The following is a 21473-nucleotide window of genomic DNA, read 5'->3' as shown; positions in this document are numbered from 1 at the left end:
CATATTCATAGTTCCAATTGGGGGAGGCCAATTTGCGACAACTACTTATGGCAAGTGCAAGCCTGACATTGCTCGCCGCATGCACACCGGCAACTGAAACCACCGACACCGCCGACAATTCCGCTGCTTCCGGCAGCGAAGTCGCACAGACCACCAGCGTTGGTGATCCGTCTGCCGGCGATCCGCGCCTGGGCACCTGGGGTATTGAATACGAGCACGTTGATGACAGCGTGCACCCGGGTGATGACTTCAACCGCTATGTAAACGGCGGCTGGCTGGACCAGAGCGAATTGCCCCAGGGCTTCTCGCGTTTCGGGTCTTTCACCGAACTCTTCCTGCTCTCGGAAGAGCGTATTGACGGCATCATCTCCGAAGCGCGCGCAGCCAACGCTGAAGCGGGCACGCCGCAGCAGCAGATCGGTGATCTGTACACCTCTTTCATGGACCAGGACACGCTGACCGCCCGCGGTTTCGATCCGGTCCGCCCGATGATCGACACGATTGCAGCTGCCAGCACGCATGACGACATTGCCAACCTGATGGGGCAGCCGGGAACGGCCTCTATCTTTGGCGCCGGCGTTGGCCGCGACCAGGGCAACCCGAACCGTTACATCGTCTCCGTCGGCCAGTCCGGTCTGGGCCTGCCGACCCGTGACTACTATCTGGAAGACACCGAGCGCTATCAGGGTTTCCGTGACGCTTACGTCGCCTACATCACTGATGTGTTCGGCTTTATCGGCATGGACAATGGTGCCGAGCGCGCCCAGCGCATCCTGGATCTGGAAACCCAGTTCGCCCAGGTTCACTGGACCCGCCAGGACAGCCGTGACCGCACGCGCACCTATAACCTGATGACGACCGACGAGCTGGCTGCCAGCGCGCCGGGCTTCAACTGGGCAACCTTCATGGATGCGCTCGACTTTGCGGACCAGACCGAAGTTGTCATCCGCCAGGACACGGCAATCCAGTCCCTTGCCACCCTGTTTGGCGAAGTTCCTGTCGAGACCTGGCAGGACTGGCTGACCTATCGCTATGTCAATTCCAACAGCGGCCGCCTGACGCCGGAATTCTACGAGCGCTCATTCGACTTCTTCAGCCGTACGCTGTCCGGTGTCGAACAACCGCGTGACCTGGAAGCCCGTGCCATTCAGTATGTGAATGGTTCTGCAGGCATGGCGCTTGGCCAGATCTATGTCGAGCGCTTCTTCCCGCCGGAGTACAAGGAACAGATGGAAGTCCTCGTGGACTATCTGGGCCGTGCCCTGCGTGAGCGTCTGGAAACGCTGGACTGGATGGACGAAGAGACCCGCGAAGGCGCGATCTACAAGTTCGAGAACTTCACACCGAAAATCGGTTATCCGGACCAGTGGCCGGATTACTCGAGCATCGAGATCCGCTCTGACGACCTGTTCGGCAATGCCGAACGCATCTCGGCCTGGTTCCGCGCAGACAGCCGCGAACGCCTGCGTGGCCCGATCCGCGACTGGGAATGGGGCATGTCTCCGCAGACCGTGAACGCGTACTACTCGTCCACGGCCAACGAGATCGTCTTCCCGGCAGCCATTCTGCAGGGTCCGTTCTTCGACCCGTATGCTGACCCGGCTGTGAATTTCGGCGGCATCGGTGCCGTAATCGGCCACGAGATGGGCCACGGTTTTGACGACCAGGGTTCCCGTTCTGATGGTGATGGCGTGCTGCGTGACTGGTGGACGGCGGAAAGCCGCGACAATTTCGACGGCATGACCGATCGCCTGGCCGCTCAGTACAGCGAATTCTCCCCGATCGAGGGCGAGTTTGTGAACGGTCGCCTGTCCCTGGGTGAGAATATCGGTGACGTTGGCGGCCTCTCCATGGCCTTCCGCGCTTACCAGCTCTACCTGGAAGATCATGGCGGTGAAGCTCCGGTCCTCGATGGATACACCGGCAATCAGCGCTTCTACATGGCCTGGGCCCAGGTCTGGCGGAACCTCTACACCGAGCAGGCGCTGGTTCAGCAGCTGCGTCGCGGTCCGCACTCTCCTGCCCAGTACCGCATCAACGGTGCCCTGCGTAACCAGGACGGCTGGTACGAGGCCTTCGGCATCACCGAGGAGCACGACCTCTACCTGGCACCGGAAGAGCGCGTCTCGATCTGGTAACGAGACCCGTATCTCAGAATTGGGGCCTGGCAGTTTGCTGCCGGGCCCTTTTTCATTGCGGAAGTGTTACCCGTGCTCGGCAGCACAAGACTTGCCCCGGCAGCGCAAAACCGCTCAAATCCGCGGCGAGGAAAATGAGGGGAAGATCCAGGACGTCTGCACCTGACCGGGCGAGACCGCACCAGCGGCCCGCCCCGGCATGGCGGCGCGCGCCCGGCTTGCCTTCAGTGTTGTGCAAACAGGAGCCTGAACATGGCTGACAGCCAGAGCCCTGCCCCCAAGAAGAACGCGTTCACGCGTTTTCTTGATGGTGTTGAATTCCTGGGCAATCTCTTGCCCCACCCGGTGACGCTCTTTGCCATCCTGGCAATCGGCATCATCCTTCTCTCCGGCCTGTTCGGCTGGCTCGGCCTGGCGGTGGAAGATCCACGTCCAGCAGGGGCCCGCGGGGTCGCCGATGACGGCATGATCCGCGCGGTCAGCCTGTTCAATGCGGATGGTTTCCGACGGATCTGGACCAGTCTGACCACCAATTTCACCGGCTTCGCACCGCTGGGCGTCGTACTGGTCGCCATGCTGGGCGTCGGTGTTGCCGAGAAGTCCGGCATGCTCTCTGCCGCCGTACGCGGCATGGTGCTGGGCGCCCCGCGTCACGTCGTGACCGTCGCCATTGTCTTTGCCGGCATCGTCTCCAACACCGCGTCAGAAGTTGGTTATGTCGTTCTGATCCCGCTCGCAGGCGCCATTTTCTACGCCCTGGGACGTCACCCGCTGGCGGGCATGGCAGCCGCTTTTGCGGGTGTCTCCGGCGGCTATAGCGCCAATATCCTGATCGGCACGATCGACCCGCTTCTCGCCGGGATCACCCAGGAAGCGGCGCGCCTGATCGACCCGGACTATATCGTTCTGCCGACGGCGAACTGGTATTTCATGGTGGCCTCGACCTTCCTGATCACGACCGTAGGCTCGCTGGTTTCCATCTTCATCGTCGAACCCAAGCTGGGGCCCTACAACCCCGAACAGGCCGACGACTCCGTGCTGGACAAGCGCATGATGGAAACGCTCTCCGGCGAGGAGAAGAAGGGTCTGTTCTACGCCTTTCTCGCACTGCTGGGCGTGCTTGGTCTGATGGCGCTGACGCTGATCCCGGAATGGGGCATCCTGCGCAATCCTGATACGGGTGACCGCTTCAACTCGCCCTTCTTCCGCGGTTTTGTCGTCTGGATCCTGATCTTCTTCGTTGCCACCGGTTTCGCCTATGGTCGCGGCGCGGGCACGATGAAAAACGACCGCGATATCATCGACGGCATGGCCACCGGCCTGTCCTCGCTGGGCCTCTACATCGTGCTGGTCTTCTTCGCCGCGCAATTCGTCTCCTTCTTCGGCTGGACGAATATCGGAGCGATCAGTGCCGTCTCGGGCGCCAACTTCCTGCAGAGCACCGGCATGACCGGCCCGCTGCTCTTCTTCCTGTTCATCCTGATGTGCGCGATCATCAACCTGTCACTGGGCTCGGCTTCGGCGCAGTGGGCGGTCACCGCCCCGATCTTCGTGCCCATGCTGATGCTGATCGGCTATTCGCCGGAAGTCATCCAGGCCGCCTACCGGATCGGTGATTCCACCACGAATATCATCACGCCGATGATGAGCTATTTCGGCCTGATCCTGGCCTGGGCGACACGCTACAAGAAGGATCTGGGCGTGGGCACCATGATCGCGATGATGCTGCCCTACTCCATCTTCTTCATCCTGACGTGGAGTGTCTTCTTCTTTGTCTGGGCGTTTGGTTTCGACATGCCGGTCGGCCCGGGTTCCCCGACCTATTATCCGGCCCAGTAAACCAGCCGAACAATCCCTAGATCAGGCGGCAGCTCCCCGGAGCTGCCGCCTATTTTTATGTCGGGAACAATTTCTGATTGAAGGTTCAGACGCATCAGCCTACCCGTTAACCCACGACCAGGGCGTGGGACGGGGGCATTTACAATCCCACTATGAACACATATGCATACATTTGCATACTACGTGCGAATAGAGGATTTGGTCATGCCGAGACGCATTCCACTGAGTGTACGGATAACCGACGCTGATGCCGCCTTTCTTGCGCAATACAAGGCGGAGGGCGCGACGACGCCGAGCGAGAAACTACGCGCCCTGCTCGCAAATGCGCGACGCGACGCGGAAGGGGCGACTGACTATGCCAGCCGGGTTGAACAAGTCTCCAGACGGTTTCAACCGGCCCACAGAGAGGTGATCAACCGGCAACGTGACTGCCGCATGCGATCAGACTTCCTTGGCAAGCTCTATGAGCGACTGCCCGAACTGGTTGCAAACCTGCAGCAGGGACCGGCGCAGACAGATGACCCGGCAAACGACCTTGAAGCGCTCGAGGCCGATGTTGCCGAACAGACCTTCGCCCTGATCGAGGAGATCCTCGATCTGGGCCTGACAAAACAGGGGCGAACCTATGACGGACAACTCGTCCAGGACCGCCTGCAACCCATCCTCGAGTTGTCGGAACTGATCCGGCTCTCGAAGTCGCAAGAGGGAGAGACTTAGATGGCAGAACAGCTTGTATCCCGGGTGAAACGCCTGGTGTCCGGCGGGGTGAATTCGATCGTCGATGCGGTCGAGAACGCCAGCCCGGAACTGGTTATGAAAGAGGCCATTCGCGAAGTCGAGGGCGCCATTGACGAGGTCCGTGACGAGCTCGGCAAGGTGCTGGCAAACAAACACCTCGCCTCACGTCGGCTGATGGACGCCAACGCCAAACACGAGAGCCTGGGTGACCAGATCGAGATGGCGGTCAAGGAAGGTCGTGACGATCTCGCCGAGGCAGCCATTTCCCGCCAGATGGACCTGGAAAGCCAGATCCCGGTGCTGGAAGCGGCCGTCAGCGATGCAGACGCCGAAGAGGCAGAGCTGGAAAGCTATGTCGAGGCCCTGCAGGCCCGTCGCCGCGAAATGGACGAGGAACTCGCCGCTTTCAAGGAAAGCCGTGCCGAACAGTCCAGCCTCAACGAGGCGGGCGAACCGGTCGCCTCCTCCGGCGCAGAGCGCAAGGTCTCCAAGGCCGAACGCGCCTTTGACCGGGTGATGCGCGAAAGCTCCGGTCTGCCGGGCTCCGGTGGCAGTTCACGTGGTGACGCCGCCAAGCTGGCAGAACTGGAAAAGATGAGCCGCGAGAACCGGATCAAGGAACGACTGGCAGCTTTGAAAGCCGGTCAAACGGATGAGAACGTAAAATGATGGACATTCTGGGGAGCGCCCAGGCGAGCCCCTTTATCATCGCCCTGGTCATCCTGACCATCATCGCAGCGCTTGAAGGCCTGAGCATGGTGTTCGGCGCTGCCCTTTCCGGCCTGTTGGACGGGATTCTCCCCGATTTCGACCTGCCGGATCTGGATGCGGATATCGATGCTGATGTCGACCTGGACATCAGCGGTCTCGAGAGCGTTGGCCCGCTCACCTATCTGATGAGCTGGCTGAGCTTCGGCAAGGCGCCTGCCCTGATCCTGATCATTGTCTTCCTGGCGGTGTTTGGTCTGGCCGGTGTGACGATCCAGAGCGCTGTCTATGGCGCAACCGGTCTTATCCCGCCGGGCTGGATGGCCAGCATACCTGCGACCCTGATCGCCATTCCGTCCATGCGATATGGCGGCAAGGCCTTCGGCGCAGTGATGCCCAAGGAAGAGACGGAAGCGGTTTCAACCGAACGCTTTATCGGCAAGGTCGCCACCGTCATCCGCGGCAAGGCAGAACGCGGCATGCCCGCTGAAGCCAAGCTGAAAGACCTGCATGGCCTGACCCATTGGGTGCTCGTGGAGCCTGATGAGGATGGCGAGAGTTTCAGCGCCGGCGAGGAAGTCATCGTCGTGGCACAAAACGGCAGCGTCTATCGCGTGATCCGCAATACCCACGAAATCCTGTCACGCAAGTCGTGACGCCTAACGATAACCCTGTTGGTAGTATGGAGGGACGTACATGCCAGATATGATGACACTCGTCTTGTACACGGCCGTAGGCTTTGTAGCCTTCTTCGCAATCTTCGGCTTCGTAGCCGGATTGTATAAGCGAGCCTCAAAAGAGATTTCCTTCGTCCGGACCGGTTTTGGCGGTCAGAAGGTAATAATGAATGGCGGCGCACTGATCATGCCGGTGCTGCACGAAACCATTCCGGTCAATATGAACACGCTGCGCCTGGAAGTCCTGCGCGCCAATGAACAGGCCCTGATTACCAAGGACCGCATGCGTGTCGACGTTCAGGCCGAATTCTTTGTCCGCGTTCAGCCGACGACCGAGTCCATCGCGAATGCCGCCCAAACCTTGGGCAAGCGGACCATGGACCCGGAAGCGCTGAAAGCCCTGGTCGAAGGTAAGTTCGTAGATGCCCTGCGTGCCGTGGCTGCGGAAATGGCCATGGAGGAATTGCACGAGCAACGTGTGAACTTCGTCCAGAAAGTGCAGGCGGCCGTGTCCGAGGACATCCTGAAAAACGGTCTCGAGCTGGAATCCGTCTCGCTGACGGGTCTCGACCAGACCAATAAGGACTATTTCAACCCGGACAACGCCTTTGACGCCGAAGGTCTGACCAAGCTGACCCAGGAAATCGAGGAGCGCCGCAAGAAGCGCAACGATATCGAACAGGAAACCGAAGTCCTGATCCGCCGCAAGAACCTGGAAGCCGAACAGGAAAGCCTGCAGATCTCGCGTGACCAGGAATATGCCCGCCTTGAGCAACAGCGCGAGGTCCAGACCCGTTCTGCCGAACAAGCCGCTCAGATTGCAGCGGAACAGGCGATGCGTGAACGTGAAGCGGAGATCGCCAAGATTACCGCCAGCCAGCGCACCCGCGAGGCGGACATCGAGTCCAACAAGATCGTCGCCGAGCGTCAGATCGCCATGGACAAGGAAGTTCGCGAGCAGGAAATCCTGAAAGAGCAAACGCTGGAGTCCGCAGCGGTCGAAAAGGCCAAGCAGGTACAGTTGGCTGAACAGGAACGCGATATTGTCGTGGCCGAGAAATCCCGCGACAAGTCCGAGGCTGAAGCCGAGGCCGACAAGGCTCGCGCCCTGGCTGCAAAGGCCGCTGAGGAAGTCATCACAGCCCGCCAGGCTGAGGTCGCCGAGCGTGACAAGCGCATCGAACTGATCGACGCCGCCAAGGCTGCCGAGATGGAAGCCATCGCCGTCACTGTTGCCGCTGAGGCCGAAAAGCAGGCTGCAACCGACCGCGCTGAAGCGGTCCGCGTCGCGGCCAATGCCGACGCCGAGAAGATCCGCATCGCTGCGGAAGGCGAGGCCGAGGCCGAGAAGATGCGTGCAGACGCCCAAGAGCGGGTCTATGCGGTCGAAGCTGAAGGTAAGCGCGCGGTCAATGAAGCGGCCAACATCCTGTCGCCGGAGCAAATCGCCATGCAGGTCAAGCTGCAGCTGATGGAAAGCCTGCCGGAGATCATCGCCCAGAGCGTGAAGCCGATCGAGAATATCGATGGCATCAAGATCCTGCACGTCGATGGTCTGGGCGGTGGCGCCAATGGCGGCCCGGTCAATGGTGCTGCTGGTGGCGAAGGTGGCCTGGCCGACCAGGTCGTCAGCTCGGCCCTGCGCTATCGCGCCCAGGCCCCGCTGCTGGACGCCATGCTGTCGGAGATCGGCCTGAAGGCCGGCGACCCGGCCTCGCTGGAGAACGCGCTGAACGGTGCGGTCAATGGCGAAGTCGCCGAGGTCACCGACGCGGAAGGCTAGACTTCACCAGCCTGACAACCCACTCTCGGGGCGCGGAGCAATCCGCGCCCCGTTGCGTTTGGAGCCTGTATGACCGCCAGGGACTACATGATTGGCTATGGCAGTATTCTCAGCCGGCATAGCCGCGAGACCTACTCCGACATGACCGGACCCGCACTGAAGGTTGCACTTCCGGGCTGGCGGCGGGCCTGGTCGGTGCGTTACCGGGACGAGGCCGCGACCTATCTGGGGCTGGTTGAGGATGTGACCTCGACGCTGGACGCAGTGCTGGTACCTGTGGAGATCAATCCGGACATGCGTCATCGCGAGCGCGGATATGTGTGGACGCCGGTCGAGCGCTCAAGCCTGGACGCGGCTGACCTGCCCGCTGGCAAGTTCTGGATCGTCGTTAACACGGAACACGAAACCGCCGATGCTGATCATCCCGTTCCGCAATCCTATGTCGACACCTGTCTGATCGGGGCATTCGAGACCGGCGGCGAGGCCATGCTGCGCGCCTTTATCGCTGGCACGGATCACTGGGACCAGGCCTGGAGCAATGACCGGGCCCAGCCGGTCTATCCTCGCCTGACACCACTCAGCGTGGACCAGCGCGAGATGATCGACGACCATCTCCGGGATGCGGGTCTTTTGAAATACCGCCGCTGAGCAGGCAACCAAAAGCCGGTGTACGAACACCGACTCATGATGTGTTGATCGCGGAGGCCGACGCCATGGCATCGGCCTGACTGCGAACCGGGCCTAGTGATCACCCTGGATAACCAGCGTTACATTGCCATTGCCGGACTGACGAATAGTGGCGTTGTGGCCATCGCCGACCTGGATGATGCCGGCACCGTTGTTGTTGCCGAACTGGTCCGTCACGGCAGTGTTGTTGCGACCCATCTGGGACACACCGACGATATTGCGGCGACCGGTCTGGCGGCTGTAGCTGTAATTGTCGACACCATCCTGTCCGATGACGGTATCATTGTCCCGGCCATACTGGTCGACATGCGACTGATTGTAATAGCCACTCTGTCCCACCGTCGTGCCATTGCGCGCGCCGTCCTGGATGATGGTGACGTGCTGGCGGCCACCGCGCTGGCGGATCACCATGCGTTGGCCATAACCACCCTGGCGACCAGCGATCTCGTTTTGATAGCCGTCCTGCTGGACCGTGACCCGGTTGCGGGACTGGGCCTCGGCTGCATCGGCCGCGCCGAAAACAGAGACTGCAGCGAGGGCACTGGCGAGGACAAAACGCATATTCATGAACTTACTCCGTAACTGGTGTGCCTGACGCCCGATGCATCGAAGGCATGTACAGAAATACGGAAGGCTCGATGAGCGTATGCTGAGCCCGTCATTCAGGGACCGTCCAGCTAGCTGAACGCGATATGGACAGGCTTGGACAATCGACGGAAAACTCTGCGCACCGGATGCCGGGCTAAAGCACAGCGCTGTTGGCGACAGACAGGGCCTCTCGCATCAGCTCCCGCACCGGCCGCGACCGCGACCGCGTCATCTCGCGCGGGGTCGATGTCAGAATCGAGCTCGGAAAAACCGGCGTGCGAGCGGCCCGACAGGTCTTGTGCTCCCACTGCCCGCTGGCCGGGTCGAAGCGGTACTGCTCGACAAATTTCCAGCCATGCTGACCCAGGAAACCAATTGCCTCGATGAGATAGCCAATCTCCTCCTCGCTCATGGCCCAATGCAGGCTGACCCGGCACCAGCCCGGACGAGCGCCGGCTTCACCGTCCAGCACCTTGGCACGGATCCGTTGCGTATCCTCGTCGCTAATGCCCAGCAGGTCATGTCCATAGGGCCCAGCGCAGGAACACCCTGCTCGTGACTGGATTCCGAACAGATCATTGAGCAGAACCGTAACCAGGCGCGGATGAACCAGCTCGCCCTTCCGGTCACGGATATTGAAGGAGACGATGCCCAGCCGACGCGTCGGACATTCCGGCCCCAGGATCTCGATACCGGGATTGTCCCTCCAGACTTCAAAGGCCCTCATCAGGGCAGCCTGCTCCCGATCTTCGATCAACTCAAAACCGATCTCGGCCTGGATCTGCATCGCCAGCGCAGCGCGTACAACCTGGGGCACGCCCGGCGTCCCAGCGCGCTCACGCGCTTCCACATCCTCGATAAAGTCATGTCCATCCTTCCAGACATAACGCACCGTGCCGCCTGCGCTCTGGGTGGGAGGAAGGTCTTTGCGATAAAGGGATTTGCTGAAGGCCAGCACGCCGCATGCCCCGGGCCCGCCTAGGAATTTGTGCGGCGAGAAATACACTGCGTCGACCTGTGCGTTCTGATGCTCGGCCGGATGCATGTCGATTCGCGCATAGGGCGCGCTTGCTGCGGCATCGACACACAAAATGGCATCATGTTCGTGCAGGAGCTGCGCAAGATTGACCAGATCGGTCTTGAGCCCGGTCACATTGGAGGCTGCCGAGAAGGCGCCAATTTTCAAGCGCCCCTCATAGGCCGGATCATGCAGCGCTTCTTCCAACGCCATCAAATCGACATCGCCGCATTCATTGAGCGGCACCGTCACGACCTCCGCCAGGCTTTCACGCCAGCTCAACTCGTTGGAATGGTGTTCATAAGGACCGATGAAAACGACCGGGCGATCCTTAACCTCGAGGCTCGCCAGTCGGTCGGCACTGGCCGGCGGCAAGGTGATGCCCAGGATTTCCTGCAGTTTGTGGATGGCACCGGTTGCGCCTGAAGCGCAGGTGATCAGCGCATCACCCTCGTCTGCATTTATACAGCGCCGGATCACAGCTTCTGCCTCGCGCAGCCAGGCACCCGAGGCGCGACCGGTCTCGCTGTCCTCGGTGTGCGGGTTGGCGTAGAGCGTGTGCAGATCCGCGACTGCGTCCTCGACCTGGCGCAAGGCACGGCCCGAAGCGGTGAAATCAGCATAAATTAGAGGACGCTCGCCATAGGGCGTGCGCAGCGTGGCGGTCACGCCCACCAGACCAGAACGGACCGAAGCCCATCCAGCGATTTCCGAGATCTGACCGTCCATGATTTTGCCCGAGTAGCTGCCCGGGAAATAATCTAGCGCCAATCAGGGAGCGTTTTTCGCTATCTTCAGCCAGACAACACGCCTAAAATAGCGATGAACACTATCATGGCCGAAAATATGTCACTCGATCACCACGACCGATCCATTCTTGAGTTATTGCAAACCGATTCTGACCGTACCGTGCAGGAAATCGCTGATACGATTGGCCTGAGCGCCACGCCGACGACCCGCCGCATCAAGCGGCTGACCGATGCCGGCTATATCCGCAAACGTGTCGCCCTGCTTGATCCCGACCTTCTGGGCCTGAATGCGACGCTCTTCATTTCGGTACGGACCAGCAATCACGACGGCGAATGGCTACGCCGTTTCGCGGACGGGGTCTCGCGCATGCCGGAGGTCGTCGAATTCTACCGCATGGGCGGGGATATCGACTATCTGCTCAAGATCGTGGTGCCGGATGTGAAGGATTATGACGAGGTCTACAAACGCCTGATCACCATCGCCCCCTTGTCAGATGTCAGCGCCAGTTTCGCCATGGAGGCGATCAAGAACACCACAGAACTCCCGGTCAAATGACAAGAACCCCGCCAGCAACTGGCGAGGTTCTCGCTTCAAGCGGGGTAAGGTCGTGAAATACCAAGCTCGAACAACACCCCGGGCAGAGGGCAAATCCGCCCGGGGTGCTGGTTCTTAGAAGCGCTTGTTCAAGCTTACGAACGCGCGACGACCACCAGTGTCATAGCGGCCACCGACAACGTAGCCATTACGGTTACGAATGCCGGAGCTGCTGTCGATGCGGACCAGCTCGTTGAAGACGTTGGCAACGCCGACCGTCATACGCCACGTTTCGCGCTCGAAGGTGAGAGACGTGTTGTGCTGCCAGTAATTGTCGATGCCCTCGAGGACCGAAACCGTACAGTTGTTGACCGGATTCGAGCGGTCATTCGGGTTCGACCACTCACACCATACAGAACCACCGACAAAGCCATCCGGGAAGAACTGGTCTTGGCGATCACGCGTTCCGACACCAGAGGTGTAGCGCATCTGCCAGTTCCAGGACCAATCACCTTGCATGACCGTGAAGTTGTGGTCAGACGTCCAGCGCGGACGGAAGTCCTCGCCAACATCCTGATCAAACGGATCTCCAGCCTGCGCCTGCTCCTTGTAGGAGAAGACATAGGAGTTGTTGGATGTGAGTGACACGTAGAAATCACGGTCCATCACATTGAACTCGCGACCAAAGCGCAAGTTCACGTCCAGGCCATCAGTCTCGATGATGCCGCGGTTGACAAAGTCAATGGTGACAGACGCAAGGCCGTTCAGAGCCGGGTTACCCGTGTTCAGTCGCTCGATGCGCTCACACAGGGCGCTGGACAGCGTCGGGGTCTGACCGTTGAAACATCCGCCAATCACAGAACCGGCGGAGAGTTCTTCGACTGTGTCCTCAATCTGAACACCCCAGTAGGTGACAGACGCGGAGAAGTCGTCGAACAGGAAGTCAAACGCGGGGTTCCAGTCGGTGTCCGGCTGGATAACAAAACCGGCGGTGACCGTTTCGGCCGTCTCCGGCATCAGTTCGACATTACCCGAGGTGAGAACCGGCACGGAGACCGAGCTCGTGCTCGCCAGGGCCAGAGCGGTCGGGTCGGCACCGGAAGCCACACACTGTGCCAACAGGTTGGCAGAACGCGTGTCCTGGGTCGCATCGTATTCGAAGACGCCATCATTATTGGTGTCTACACGAGCCAAAGCCGGAACCCGACACGGGTCGCCACCAGAGGCCGTCGTGCCGGAGGCATTATCGGCCAGGAACTGTTCGCGCAGGTTCGGAGCACGGAAGGCCGTGTTGTAGGAACCGCGCAACGCAAGCCAGTCATTGACCTGCCAGAAAGACCGAACACCGTACGTGGTTTCACCACCGAAGTTCTTCTCTTCGGTATGACGGGCCGACAGATCCACGCTCAGATCCTGAATGAACGGAACATTGGAAATCAGCGGCAGGCTGATCTCGCCGAAAATGTCACGCTGCCAGGTCTCGCCCGCCGCGTTTGCTTCGGACTGAAGTGTCTCAGTCGCCTGCAGACCGCGGGTAACCGTCACATCATTGGAGCTGTCGATCTTATCGATGCGGTATTCCATACCGAAGGCGGAACCGACAACACCACCCGGCATCTCCCAGAGATCGCCGGAGACGAAGCCACCAAAGATAACCTGCTCAACCGTCGTGCGGTTTGTCCGCAGGGCGGTGACAAAATCGCGCTCGGAGTCAGTTGCGAAGGCACCGTTTTCAAGAACGCTCGGCGCGAACCAGTCAATCGGCTGACAGCGGTCGACTGTGCTGTCCGGCCACATGTTGAAGTTAACAGTCGGGGAACCCTGATTGGAGAAACCACCCGGCAAGCCCTGCGGGATACCACAAGACAGCGTGCCGTCATTATCAAGAAAGACGTACTGGGAACCCAGAACGATATTCGGCGAGAACAGAACTTCCTGAGCCTGATAGCCCAAAGAACGATCATAGGAACCAAAAGCTTCATATTCCCAGTTCGAACCAATGCCGAAGAGCTGGCCGATATCGCCGCGGAAACCGCCGACGAAGCGGATCTGTTCAACTTCAGCTTCACGAATCTGAGTGAAGTCTTCATCCATGATGAAGATACCTTCACCGTCCTCAGGGAACGGGTTCAGCGGGTTGTCGACGAGAACAACATCACCGTTTCCATCACGAACCCAGTCATCTCCGGCCGCGTTCAGCTCCGGAATGAAGCCTGGCAGTTCCGGCAGAGCCTGCTCGCCCATAGCGCGGGAACGCGTCTGACGATTTGAGTAGAACTGTTCAAAGAAGAAGGTCGGAGCAAAGCTATCCGTGATGTCCAGGTCCATCTCACCTGTCGTGACGAAGGAGAAGGTTTGGACAGCCTGGCGGAAGTCAGCATTGAGACGTTCGTCATTGTCGTTGAATTCACCGAATTGCTGCGGCGCATTGTAACCAGGCGCTGAATCAACAGCCCAGAGGAAACGGTCAAAGACGGCTCCAACCTGGTCCCCGGCCCAGATACCATCGGTGCGGAATACCCAATCATCGATGGAGACAGTGGCTCCGTTCAGATCCGTAAACGTTCCCGTCTGACCAGGCTGATAGAACCACAGCTCGCCATTGTTGGAAGTCGAATACGCATTGTCCGGGAAGAAACTCACGCAGAGAGTCTGGCGATTGTTAAACTCGCCATCGACAAAGATGTCACGAATATCGACATCACAATGAGGGCCCGGCATATCGGTAAAGCGGGTCGCGGTGCGCTGGAAGTACTCCGCCGCGAAGTTGATGTAACCGTTGTCCGAGGATTGTCCGATGACGAAGGAGGCGCGAGATTCAACACCACCGCCGACTTCCGGGAATGAACGGAAGAAGTCGATTTCCATTCCTTCCGTTTCGGTCTTCGTAATGATGTTTACGACACCAGCAACAGCATCCGCACCATAAATCGACGACGCACCACCGGTCAGAATCTCAACACGATCGATGAGGGACGACGGGATCAAACCCAGGTCAGGGCGCGTCGGAGCCCCCCCTACACCTGCAGGCGCGAGACGACGACCATTCATCAGAACAAGAGTACGCTCGGCATCGAGGCCACGCAAACCAACGTTCTGGGAACCGACACCACCATCCGGCGGAATTTCGGTGGCATTCGACTGACCGGAAGCAGTGTTAATGGCGGCACCAATCTGCTCGCCACTCAACGTAGTTGACTGAGCGATGATGGCAGCAGCGTCGACAGCACCCAGCTGAACAGCGCTTTCAGCATCAACAACCTGAAGCGGCTGCGCGGACGAGAATGCATCGCGACGGATACGTGAACCGGTTACCGTAATACGGTCCTGCGGCGCAGTTTCCCCTTGCTGAGCGTCTGGATCGATTTGCTCAACATCTTGCGCATATGCCGGAGCGACGCCCAGGCTCAGCGCTGAAAGGCCAGCCAGCATGGTCGACGCCAGCATACCGTTTTTATCTTTGAATTGCATAAGTACCCCTCGGTAGCAGTCCTGCCCTTACTGAAAGGGCTTAGATTGATCACGACAGAGGTGGTCGACCCGCTTGTACCGATACGATCCGCCCCCGCGCAAAGGGGACAAGGCCGCATGGATCGAGCACAACGAAACCGTAATGTGACGAACCTCGGGCTTGCGTCACAAGCCGGGTTTGCAATCACGAACAGATAATGACGCGCGCCAAATCCAGGGCGGCAAGCATAAAGCGGCCTTAAATTGTAACAAAAGAATCAGGGCATCGTCGAACGGCTGACCCCGCCCCCCGAACGACAGGACTTGCGGCTTTTCCGGTCCCTTTGCTGAACAATATTTCATGAATATCGCGACAGCGTCAGGCGATCTGCCGTTGACAACCCCAGCCTGAACGAGCGACCATTTTCGTGCCCTCAATGCTTGGGAGGATCGACCAACGGCTGTGAGTTTTCTGTGTCGATGGAGCGTTCCGGAGGGCGAGTTGACCCAAGTTCTGTAGGGTGGGGATCTCTCGGAATGGATGTCGAAAGGCAGGGCGCCAGGAAATTGGCGCCACCATTGTTGAGGACTAAAAAATGCGAATGGTCGCTTACGAATCGAGCATCTCTCAGGCCGAACACCTGCGTGATGCGCTGATCGGTTTCCCGCGGGTTCGATCTGTCGAATGTTATCGCTCAGGTCGGGCCTTAGTAACAGCCTGCAAGGAATTAAACCCGGATGTCCTTTTCCTGGACGCCGATGGTTTCGAGTTTGAACGCATCACGCGCGAATTGAACGAAGTCGGCATGTACCCGTTGGTCGTTTTGTGCAGCAATCTTCCTGAGATGGCAGCACCTGCGTTTGATATGGGCGCTTCCGATTTTATCCTGCGGCCGGTTAATCCAGTGCGATTGGAAGAAACAGTTCGACGATTGGACACGCAACTTCGCGAACGCGAAGCGGCCGCTCGAATTGAAGTTATGACAGAGACGATTGAAGCGCTCCGGCAATCTCGTACACCCGGCGCGACCTCACCAAACTTCAAGGATTTCTGGATCAAGCAGCGCAACGAGATCATCCGGGTACCGCAATCCGAGATCATCTGGATCGAAGCGGCACGGGGCTATGTGTACTTCCATCTTCAGCATCGCCAGTTGCTGCACCGCATTTCCATGCGTGAACTTGAGGAGACGCTCGATCCATCGGCCTTCCTGCGAATTCACCGCTCCGGCATCATCAATACACGTGCCCTCGTGAAGACGCTCAGCGACAAGCACGGTGTTTATGCGGTGGAGCTCAACAATGGATCGAAGGTTCGGATCGGTCGTAAATACCGCCCGGCATTGACCGAGTTCATGGTGGGGTTTTCACCCGCAGCTAACGAGTCACGGGCGCAGCCAACAGTGGCTGCCTAGTTCGGCAGATAGCCGGCATCCGTCAACAACTCCACGGCAAAGGCCCGTCGGAAATCGCGGATGTCGGCGTAGTCGTCCGAACTCGCATAGAGGGCGAAAACCACACCCGCCCCCTCGCCTGCATCAACATAGCCGACATACCAGCCCTCCCAGGCGCCATCCTGCGTGGAGCCGGCCCCTGTCTTGCCGCGCAGGCCGGACGTTGCAAACGCCTCATCCAGGCTGATCGTAGCGAGACGCTGCAGAGCTGAATCGGCTACCTCGATCATGCCGGTATGCAAATCCTGCAGAAAGCGCACCTGCTCCCAGGGCGAGATCTGTAATCCGCCGCCAAGCCAGAATGCATCATCACCCGCATTCAACTGGGCATTGCCGTAATTCCAGTCTGCCAGGACGGACTGATAACGGCCGCCACCCACACACTGCGCGAGCTGCCGGTAATACCAGACGACCGAATTGCGAAAGGCTGATTCCAGGTCATGTTCGCCGTGCCACGCCGTTGGCCAGAAATCGGCAGCTGGCCAGCGCTCCGCATCCCAGACCAGCACCTGTTCCGGATCGAGGCATTCAGCCGTCTCCAGGCCGATCAATGTGTTGGGAATTTTGAAGGTCGACCAGGGTGCATGGCGTTCATAGATACGCGACCCTTCCAGAACCAGTTTGCGGCCGGTCTGGAGGTCCAGTGCAATGAAATCGACCCGCTCGGCTGTGATAAGCCCGTCATAGGCGGCACGCGGCACCGTGATCATGTCAGACATGACGGTTGGCTGGTCCTGACTGCAACCACCAACGAAACCGGCAAACCAGAACGCCGCCCCCAACAGGGCGGGCCGCTGCACCCACTCACGCATGAACCGTCCCTCGCAATACACGCCGCGTGCGATCTTGCGCCGGACTGTGGTCAAAGAATGGCGAGGCGGGCGCTGACGCGCCGGTCAGCGATGGGTCGCTACTCTACCCGGCGGCACGAAACAGCAGACGAACCGCGACCACCAGAATCAGAAGGCCGGTGGCCTGTCTCACCCGATTGGCCGGCAGGATGTGGATACCCAAGTGATTGCCGATCCAGCCGCCCAGGACCACGGACGGGACGAGCCAGACGAGATGGTCGACCACCGGCTGCATCGCAATTCCCGGTTTGCTGAACTGCCCCGCCAGTCCGGCCAGCGAGTTGAGCAGGATGAACAGGCTGGATGCGGCCGCGATCTGCTTTTCCTCGCCCCAGCGCATCATGTAGAGCAATGGTGCCAGGAATATCCCGCCACCTATTCCGACCAGCCCGGCCAGAAGCCCGGTAGCGCCGCCGGCCAGATACAGCGCCCAGCCCGCAGCGCCCGTGCTCGAGACACCCGCAAGCCTTGGTGGTCGAACGAGCAATACTAGGGCGGACAATACGAGCGCTCCCGACAACAAGTAGAGGAAAGCATCTTCGGACAGCTGCATACGTCCACCCAGCCAGGCCAGCGGTATCGAGACCGCAAGCGCGGGGGCCAGCCGCTGCACCGAAAGCAGGCCGGCTCGCCCATAACGCCAGCAGCTGCCGGCGACGACGGCGATATTGCAAATCAGCGAAATGATCGGGATCAGGGCATAATCGACGCCCGTGGCTGCCAGGATCGCGGTGTAAGTCGAGCCACCACCAAATCCGACCGAGGCGTAAAGCGTGGCTGTCGCCAGAAAGAAAACCGCGAGAAGCAAGGGCATCAGCTCCTTGTTGCCGCACAGAAAACGCCTTGACCAGCCCGCTGCGACAACAAGGCGCGATTGCTTGCACCACACGGGTCTTCACGTCTGGCTGATCAACGGCGCTGCATATTCGCATTTGCCGTAAAGCTGACCTAAATACGAAACAGATGCCAAAGCAGGACCAAGCGTGGATACCCAGTCGAAATCCCTGACCCGGTCGCCCCTGATCGACGCCTTCGGGCGCCAGATCACCTATCTGCGCCTGTCGGTCACGGATCGCTGCGACCTGCGTTGCCATTACTGCATGGATGAGCAACCGGAGTTTTTGCCCAAGAAGGATCTGCTCAGCTATGAGGAGCTGGCGGCGATCTGTGACAGTTTCATCGCCCGCGGCGTCAGCAAGATCCGCATTACCGGTGGCGAACCGCTGGTGCGACGCGATGTCATCACCCTGATCGAGGCACTCGGCCAGCGGCTGGGCAAATCAGCCCTTAGCGAAATCGCGCTGACCACCAATGGCACCCTGCTGGAACGATATGCCGACCAGCTCGCCGCCGCTGGCGTAAAACGCATCAATGTTTCGCTGGACACGCTGGATGAGGTGATGTTCCGCCGGCTGACACGCAATGGCCGGCTCGCGGACGTGTTGCGTGGAATTGATGCGGCCCGTAAGGCCGGTCTGCACGTCAAGATCAATGCTGTCGCCCTGAAGGGAGAGAATGAGCACCAGATCGCCGATCTCATGAGCTGGGCGCACGGGCGCAAGATGGATATGAGCCTGATCGAGGTCATGCCAGTCGGCGAGATCGAGACTCGCAGGTCCGACCAGTTCCTCTCCCTCGCCATCGTCCGAAGCCGGTTGGAAGAGCAATTCAGCCTGCAGGACATCCCGCTCAATACGGGTGGTCCCTCGCGCTATGTAAAGGTCGCTGAAACCGGTGGGCGCCTCGGCTTCATTTCCCCGCTCAGTCATAATTTCTGCGCCAGCTGCAACCGGGTCCGGGTGACGTGTACGGGTACGCTGTTCATGTGTCTGGGCAAGGAAAACTCCGTTGATCTTAGGGCGGCGTTACGCAATGGCGGCGCTGCGGCGCTGAACGCGCAGCTGGATGCGGCAATGCAGGACAAACCGGAGCGTCACGACTTTGATGTGAATGCCGGACCGGCGGTAAGCCGCTCCATGGCCCGGACCGGTGGCTAGCGGCCTCACCTTGCGCGAAACCAAGCACCGGGGCGGCGCGGAAAATCTCGTTCGGAGATTCGAATAGCCGCAAGGCTAAACCAGCCATAACGGACCGGCTAAGATCAGCTGACCCGTTCGTTTATCAGAGCTGTTTGCATTAATATCCCTTGCTACAGTATCAAATGTGCGTTTTTGTTTGCATGTTTTTGCACAGAGGTAAGCACAACATGCCACGCCGCCCGCTAATCCTGTCGATCGCCTTCATGCTGCTTGCGGCCGCGGTGGGGACCACGTCAAATGCCCACGCACAGGACGCGCCTGCCCGCATCACCTCTCCCGATGGCCGCATCGCCTTCACGGTCTGGAGCGAACAGGGCGCACCGCGATATGCCGTGGCCCTGGACAATGAGACGGTTGTGCGCGCCTCCCGGCTCGGCTTTCGATTTGCTGAAGGCGCCCCGCTTGAAACCGGTCTCGCCCTGACCGGCACACAAACCGGCAGCCATGACGATACCTGGGAACAGCCCTGGGGCGAGCGGCGCCTGGTCCGCGACCACCACAACGAGCTCGTTGCCAGTTTCCGCTACGCCGGCAATCCGGAGCGCGGCTTCGATCTGCGTATCCGCGTCTTCGATAGCGGCGTCGGCTTTCGATATGAGGTGATGGGCGACGCTCCGCATGCGATCATCGACGAGATGACCCGTTTCAATCTACCCGAGCAATCCACCGCCTGGTGGGTGCCGGCTGCGGGCTGGAACCGGTATGAATACATCTACGAGGAAACATCCCTGAGCGAGGTGGATCGCGCCCATTCACCCTTTACAGCCCGCCTGCCGGATGACGGCCCGTGGGTCGCCATTCATGAAGCGGCCCTGCACGATTATTCCGGATTCTATCTGGACCAGCAGCGCGGCGGCATTCTGGACGTCAAGCTGGCCCCGGGACCCGATGGCATCGCCGTTCACGCCGACGCGAATTTCACGACTCCCTGGCGCACCATCCAGATCGCTGATGCGGCCGTGGGACTGATCAACTCCGACATCATCCTCAATCTGAACGAACCCAATGTGCTTGGCGATGTCAGCTGGGTGGAGCCGGGAAAATATGTCGGCATCTGGTGGGGCATGCATATCAATACGCAGACCTGGGGCTCTGGCCCGAACCACGGCGCGACCAATGAAAACACGCGCGAGATGATCGAGTTTGCCGCCGAAAACGGCTTTGACGGCATCCTGGTGGAAGGCTGGAACCTCGGCTGGGATGGCGACTGGTTCAATCGCCAGGAGACCTTTTCCTTTACCGAGGCCTATCCGGATTTTGATATCGAAGCCCTGTCTGCCTATGCGCGCGAGCGCGGCGTCCGTCTGGTTGGTCACCACGAGACCTCCGGCGATCTGACCAATTACGAGAACCAGATGGAGGCCGGCTTTGCCCTCTATGAACGCCTTGGCATCTCACAGGTCAAAACAGGTTACGTCGCTGATGCCGGCGACCTGGTGCGCTATGAAGCAGACGGCACACCGCGCTATGAATGGCATTACGGGCAATATGCGGTGAACCACCATCTGCGGGTGCTCCAGGCCGCCGCTGAACACCGGATCTCGATCAATGCACACGAACCGGTCAAGGACACCGGCATTCGCCGCACCTATCCGAACTGGATTTCGCGCGAGGGCGCGCGCGGCCAGGAATACAACGCCTGGGGTGTTCCGCCGAACCCGCCGGAACATGTCCCCACTCTCGCATTCACCCGGCTGCTGTCGGGCCCGATGGATTTCACGCCCGGTATCTTTGATCTGATGCCGCGCGGTGAAGATGCACCAAGCCGGGTGCAGACCACGCTCGCCCAGCAATTGGCGCACTATGTCACCATCTACAGCCCCATCCAGATGGCGGCGGACCTGCCGGATAACTACCTGGCCCGCCCGGACGCTTTCCAGTTCATCCGCGATGTGCCGACGGACTGGGAAACCTCCATCGCGCTGGAAGGAGAACCGGGCCAGCATATCGTCTTTGCGCGCCAGGAACGGGGCGGCGCGGACTGGTATGTCGGCGCAGCAAATGGCGGCGCGGCACGCCATGTCGGGCTTGGCCTGGACTTCCTGGAAGACGGACGCACCTATACCGCGCAGCTCTACCTCGATCACCCCGACGCACACTGGGAACACAACCCCTATGCCATGATGATCCGGGAGATGCAGGTCACCTCGACCGACGAGATCGAGTTCACCCTGGTCCCGGGCGGAGGAGCAGCCATCCGCTTCGTGGCGGAGAACTGA

16 protein-coding genes are annotated in these 21473 nt (G+C 59.8%); 11 read left to right on the top strand and 5 right to left on the bottom strand.

What is annotated here, in order from left to right:
• Window positions 1-32 precede the first annotated feature (32 nt).
• The 7 genes from JJ889_RS03550 to JJ889_RS03520 all read left to right on the top strand — a co-directional run bounded on the left by JJ889_RS03550 (window position 33) and on the right by JJ889_RS03520 (window position 8531).
• The gene (locus tag JJ889_RS03550; protein WP_291891529.1) at window positions 33-2138 is read left to right on the top strand and encodes a M13 family metallopeptidase; all 2106 of its coding nucleotides are present in this window, start codon (window positions 33-35) and stop codon (window positions 2136-2138) included.
• 252 nt (window positions 2139-2390) lie between these two features.
• Window positions 2391-3977, top strand: coding sequence for an AbgT family transporter (locus JJ889_RS03545; protein WP_291891527.1), 1587 nt, complete (start codon window positions 2391-2393; stop codon window positions 3975-3977).
• A 204-nt stretch (window positions 3978-4181) separates the two neighbouring features.
• Window positions 4182-4694, top strand: a complete 513-nt coding sequence (locus tag JJ889_RS03540) for a hypothetical protein (RefSeq protein WP_291891526.1) — start codon at window positions 4182-4184, stop codon at window positions 4692-4694.
• Window positions 4695-5384, top strand: a complete 690-nt coding sequence (locus JJ889_RS03535) for a PspA/IM30 family protein (protein WP_291891524.1) — start codon at window positions 4695-4697, stop codon at window positions 5382-5384.
• Complete coding sequence (locus JJ889_RS03530; protein WP_291891522.1) at window positions 5381-6079, top strand: YqiJ family protein; 699 nt, start codon at window positions 5381-5383, stop codon at window positions 6077-6079. The genes JJ889_RS03535 and JJ889_RS03530 overlap by 4 nt, the downstream gene beginning before the upstream one ends.
• Window positions 6080-6119: 40 nt before the next feature.
• Window positions 6120-7883, top strand: coding sequence for a flotillin domain-containing protein (locus JJ889_RS03525; RefSeq protein ID WP_291891520.1), 1764 nt, complete (start codon window positions 6120-6122; stop codon window positions 7881-7883).
• 69 nt (window positions 7884-7952) lie between these two features.
• A complete protein-coding gene (locus tag JJ889_RS03520) occupies window positions 7953-8531 on the top strand; it encodes a hypothetical protein (RefSeq protein WP_291891518.1) in 579 nt (192 codons plus the stop codon).
• Window positions 8532-8624: 93 nt separating this feature from the next.
• On the opposite strand, the gene JJ889_RS03515 is transcribed toward JJ889_RS03520, so the two are convergent.
• Window positions 8625-9137 carry a curlin-associated protein gene (locus JJ889_RS03515; RefSeq protein WP_291891517.1) on the bottom strand — a complete coding sequence of 171 codons (513 nt, stop codon included), beginning with the start codon at window positions 9135-9137 and terminating at the stop codon, window positions 8625-8627.
• 175 nt (window positions 9138-9312) lie between these two features.
• Window positions 9313-10905: an aminotransferase class V-fold PLP-dependent enzyme gene (locus JJ889_RS03510; RefSeq protein WP_291891515.1), complete on the bottom strand. Its 1593-nt coding sequence runs from the start codon at window positions 10903-10905 to the stop codon at window positions 9313-9315.
• Window positions 10906-11010: 105 nt separating this feature from the next.
• Here JJ889_RS03510 and JJ889_RS03505 point away from each other — a divergent pair, with 105 nt between their 5' ends.
• Entirely contained in the window at window positions 11011-11481 is a 471-nt protein-coding gene (locus JJ889_RS03505) for an Lrp/AsnC family transcriptional regulator (RefSeq protein ID WP_291891514.1), read from the top strand.
• A 114-nt stretch (window positions 11482-11595) separates the two neighbouring features.
• On the opposite strand, the gene JJ889_RS03500 is transcribed toward JJ889_RS03505, so the two are convergent.
• On the bottom strand, window positions 11596-14931 hold the full coding sequence (locus JJ889_RS03500; protein WP_291891513.1) for a TonB-dependent receptor: 3336 nt from the start codon (window positions 14929-14931) through the stop codon (window positions 11596-11598).
• A gap of 575 nt (window positions 14932-15506) precedes the next feature.
• On the opposite strand from JJ889_RS03500, the gene JJ889_RS03495 reads away from it, so the two are divergent.
• Window positions 15507-16325: a LytTR family DNA-binding domain-containing protein gene (locus tag JJ889_RS03495; RefSeq protein WP_291891512.1), complete on the top strand. Its 819-nt coding sequence runs from the start codon at window positions 15507-15509 to the stop codon at window positions 16323-16325.
• On the opposite strand, the gene JJ889_RS03490 is transcribed toward JJ889_RS03495, so the two are convergent.
• Both JJ889_RS03490 and JJ889_RS03485 read right to left on the bottom strand, forming a co-directional pair.
• On the bottom strand, window positions 16322-17176 hold the full coding sequence (locus JJ889_RS03490; protein WP_291891511.1) for a penicillin-binding transpeptidase domain-containing protein: 855 nt from the start codon (window positions 17174-17176) through the stop codon (window positions 16322-16324). The genes JJ889_RS03495 and JJ889_RS03490 overlap by 4 nt on opposite strands.
• 103 nt (window positions 17177-17279) lie before the next feature.
• Entirely contained in the window at window positions 17280-18029 is a 750-nt protein-coding gene (locus JJ889_RS03485) for a sulfite exporter TauE/SafE family protein (RefSeq protein WP_291891510.1), read from the bottom strand.
• A 169-nt stretch (window positions 18030-18198) separates the two neighbouring features.
• Here JJ889_RS03485 and moaA point away from each other — a divergent pair, with 169 nt between their 5' ends.
• Together moaA and JJ889_RS03475 are read left to right on the top strand one after the other, a co-directional pair.
• Window positions 18199-19212 carry a GTP 3',8-cyclase MoaA gene (gene moaA, locus JJ889_RS03480; RefSeq protein ID WP_291891509.1) on the top strand — a complete coding sequence of 338 codons (1014 nt, stop codon included), beginning with the start codon at window positions 18199-18201 and terminating at the stop codon, window positions 19210-19212.
• A gap of 209 nt (window positions 19213-19421) precedes the next feature.
• Window positions 19422-21473, top strand: a complete 2052-nt coding sequence (locus JJ889_RS03475) for a glycoside hydrolase family 97 protein (RefSeq protein WP_291891508.1) — start codon at window positions 19422-19424, stop codon at window positions 21471-21473.

Origin of the sequence: Maricaulis sp. (genome assembly GCF_017643475.1) — a bacterium.
In the GTDB taxonomy this organism is placed as follows: Bacteria; Pseudomonadota; Alphaproteobacteria; order Caulobacterales; family Maricaulaceae; genus Maricaulis.
The sequence above is the reverse complement of the archived record's forward strand: the minus strand, read 5'-3'. Positions and strand labels throughout refer to the sequence as shown.

Excerpts from the sequence above, each read along its gene's own strand:
- JJ889_RS03505 (WP_291891514.1), top strand. The coding sequence starts at position 11,011 with ATGGCCGAAAATATGTCACTCGATCACCACGACCGATCCATTCTTGAG.
- JJ889_RS03520 (WP_291891518.1), top strand. The coding sequence starts at position 7,953 with ATGACCGCCAGGGACTACATGATTGGCTATGGCAGTATTCTCAGCCGG.
- JJ889_RS03490 (WP_291891511.1), bottom strand. The coding sequence starts at position 17,176 with ATGCGTGAGTGGGTGCAGCGGCCCGCCCTGTTGGGGGCGGCGTTCTGG.
- JJ889_RS03510 (WP_291891515.1), bottom strand. The coding sequence starts at position 10,905 with ATGGACGGTCAGATCTCGGAAATCGCTGGATGGGCTTCGGTCCGTTCT.
- JJ889_RS03545 (WP_291891527.1), top strand. The coding sequence starts at position 2,391 with ATGGCTGACAGCCAGAGCCCTGCCCCCAAGAAGAACGCGTTCACGCGT.
- JJ889_RS03495 (WP_291891512.1), top strand. The coding sequence starts at position 15,507 with ATGCGAATGGTCGCTTACGAATCGAGCATCTCTCAGGCCGAACACCTG.
- JJ889_RS03515 (WP_291891517.1), bottom strand. The coding sequence starts at position 9,137 with ATGAATATGCGTTTTGTCCTCGCCAGTGCCCTCGCTGCAGTCTCTGTT.
- JJ889_RS03475 (WP_291891508.1), top strand. The coding sequence starts at position 19,422 with ATGCCACGCCGCCCGCTAATCCTGTCGATCGCCTTCATGCTGCTTGCG.
- JJ889_RS03535 (WP_291891524.1), top strand. The coding sequence starts at position 4,695 with ATGGCAGAACAGCTTGTATCCCGGGTGAAACGCCTGGTGTCCGGCGGG.
- JJ889_RS03530 (WP_291891522.1), top strand. The coding sequence starts at position 5,381 with ATGATGGACATTCTGGGGAGCGCCCAGGCGAGCCCCTTTATCATCGCC.
- JJ889_RS03485 (WP_291891510.1), bottom strand. The coding sequence starts at position 18,029 with ATGCCCTTGCTTCTCGCGGTTTTCTTTCTGGCGACAGCCACGCTTTAC.
- JJ889_RS03525 (WP_291891520.1), top strand. The coding sequence starts at position 6,120 with ATGCCAGATATGATGACACTCGTCTTGTACACGGCCGTAGGCTTTGTA.
- JJ889_RS03500 (WP_291891513.1), bottom strand. The coding sequence starts at position 14,931 with ATGCAATTCAAAGATAAAAACGGTATGCTGGCGTCGACCATGCTGGCT.
- JJ889_RS03540 (WP_291891526.1), top strand. The coding sequence starts at position 4,182 with ATGCCGAGACGCATTCCACTGAGTGTACGGATAACCGACGCTGATGCC.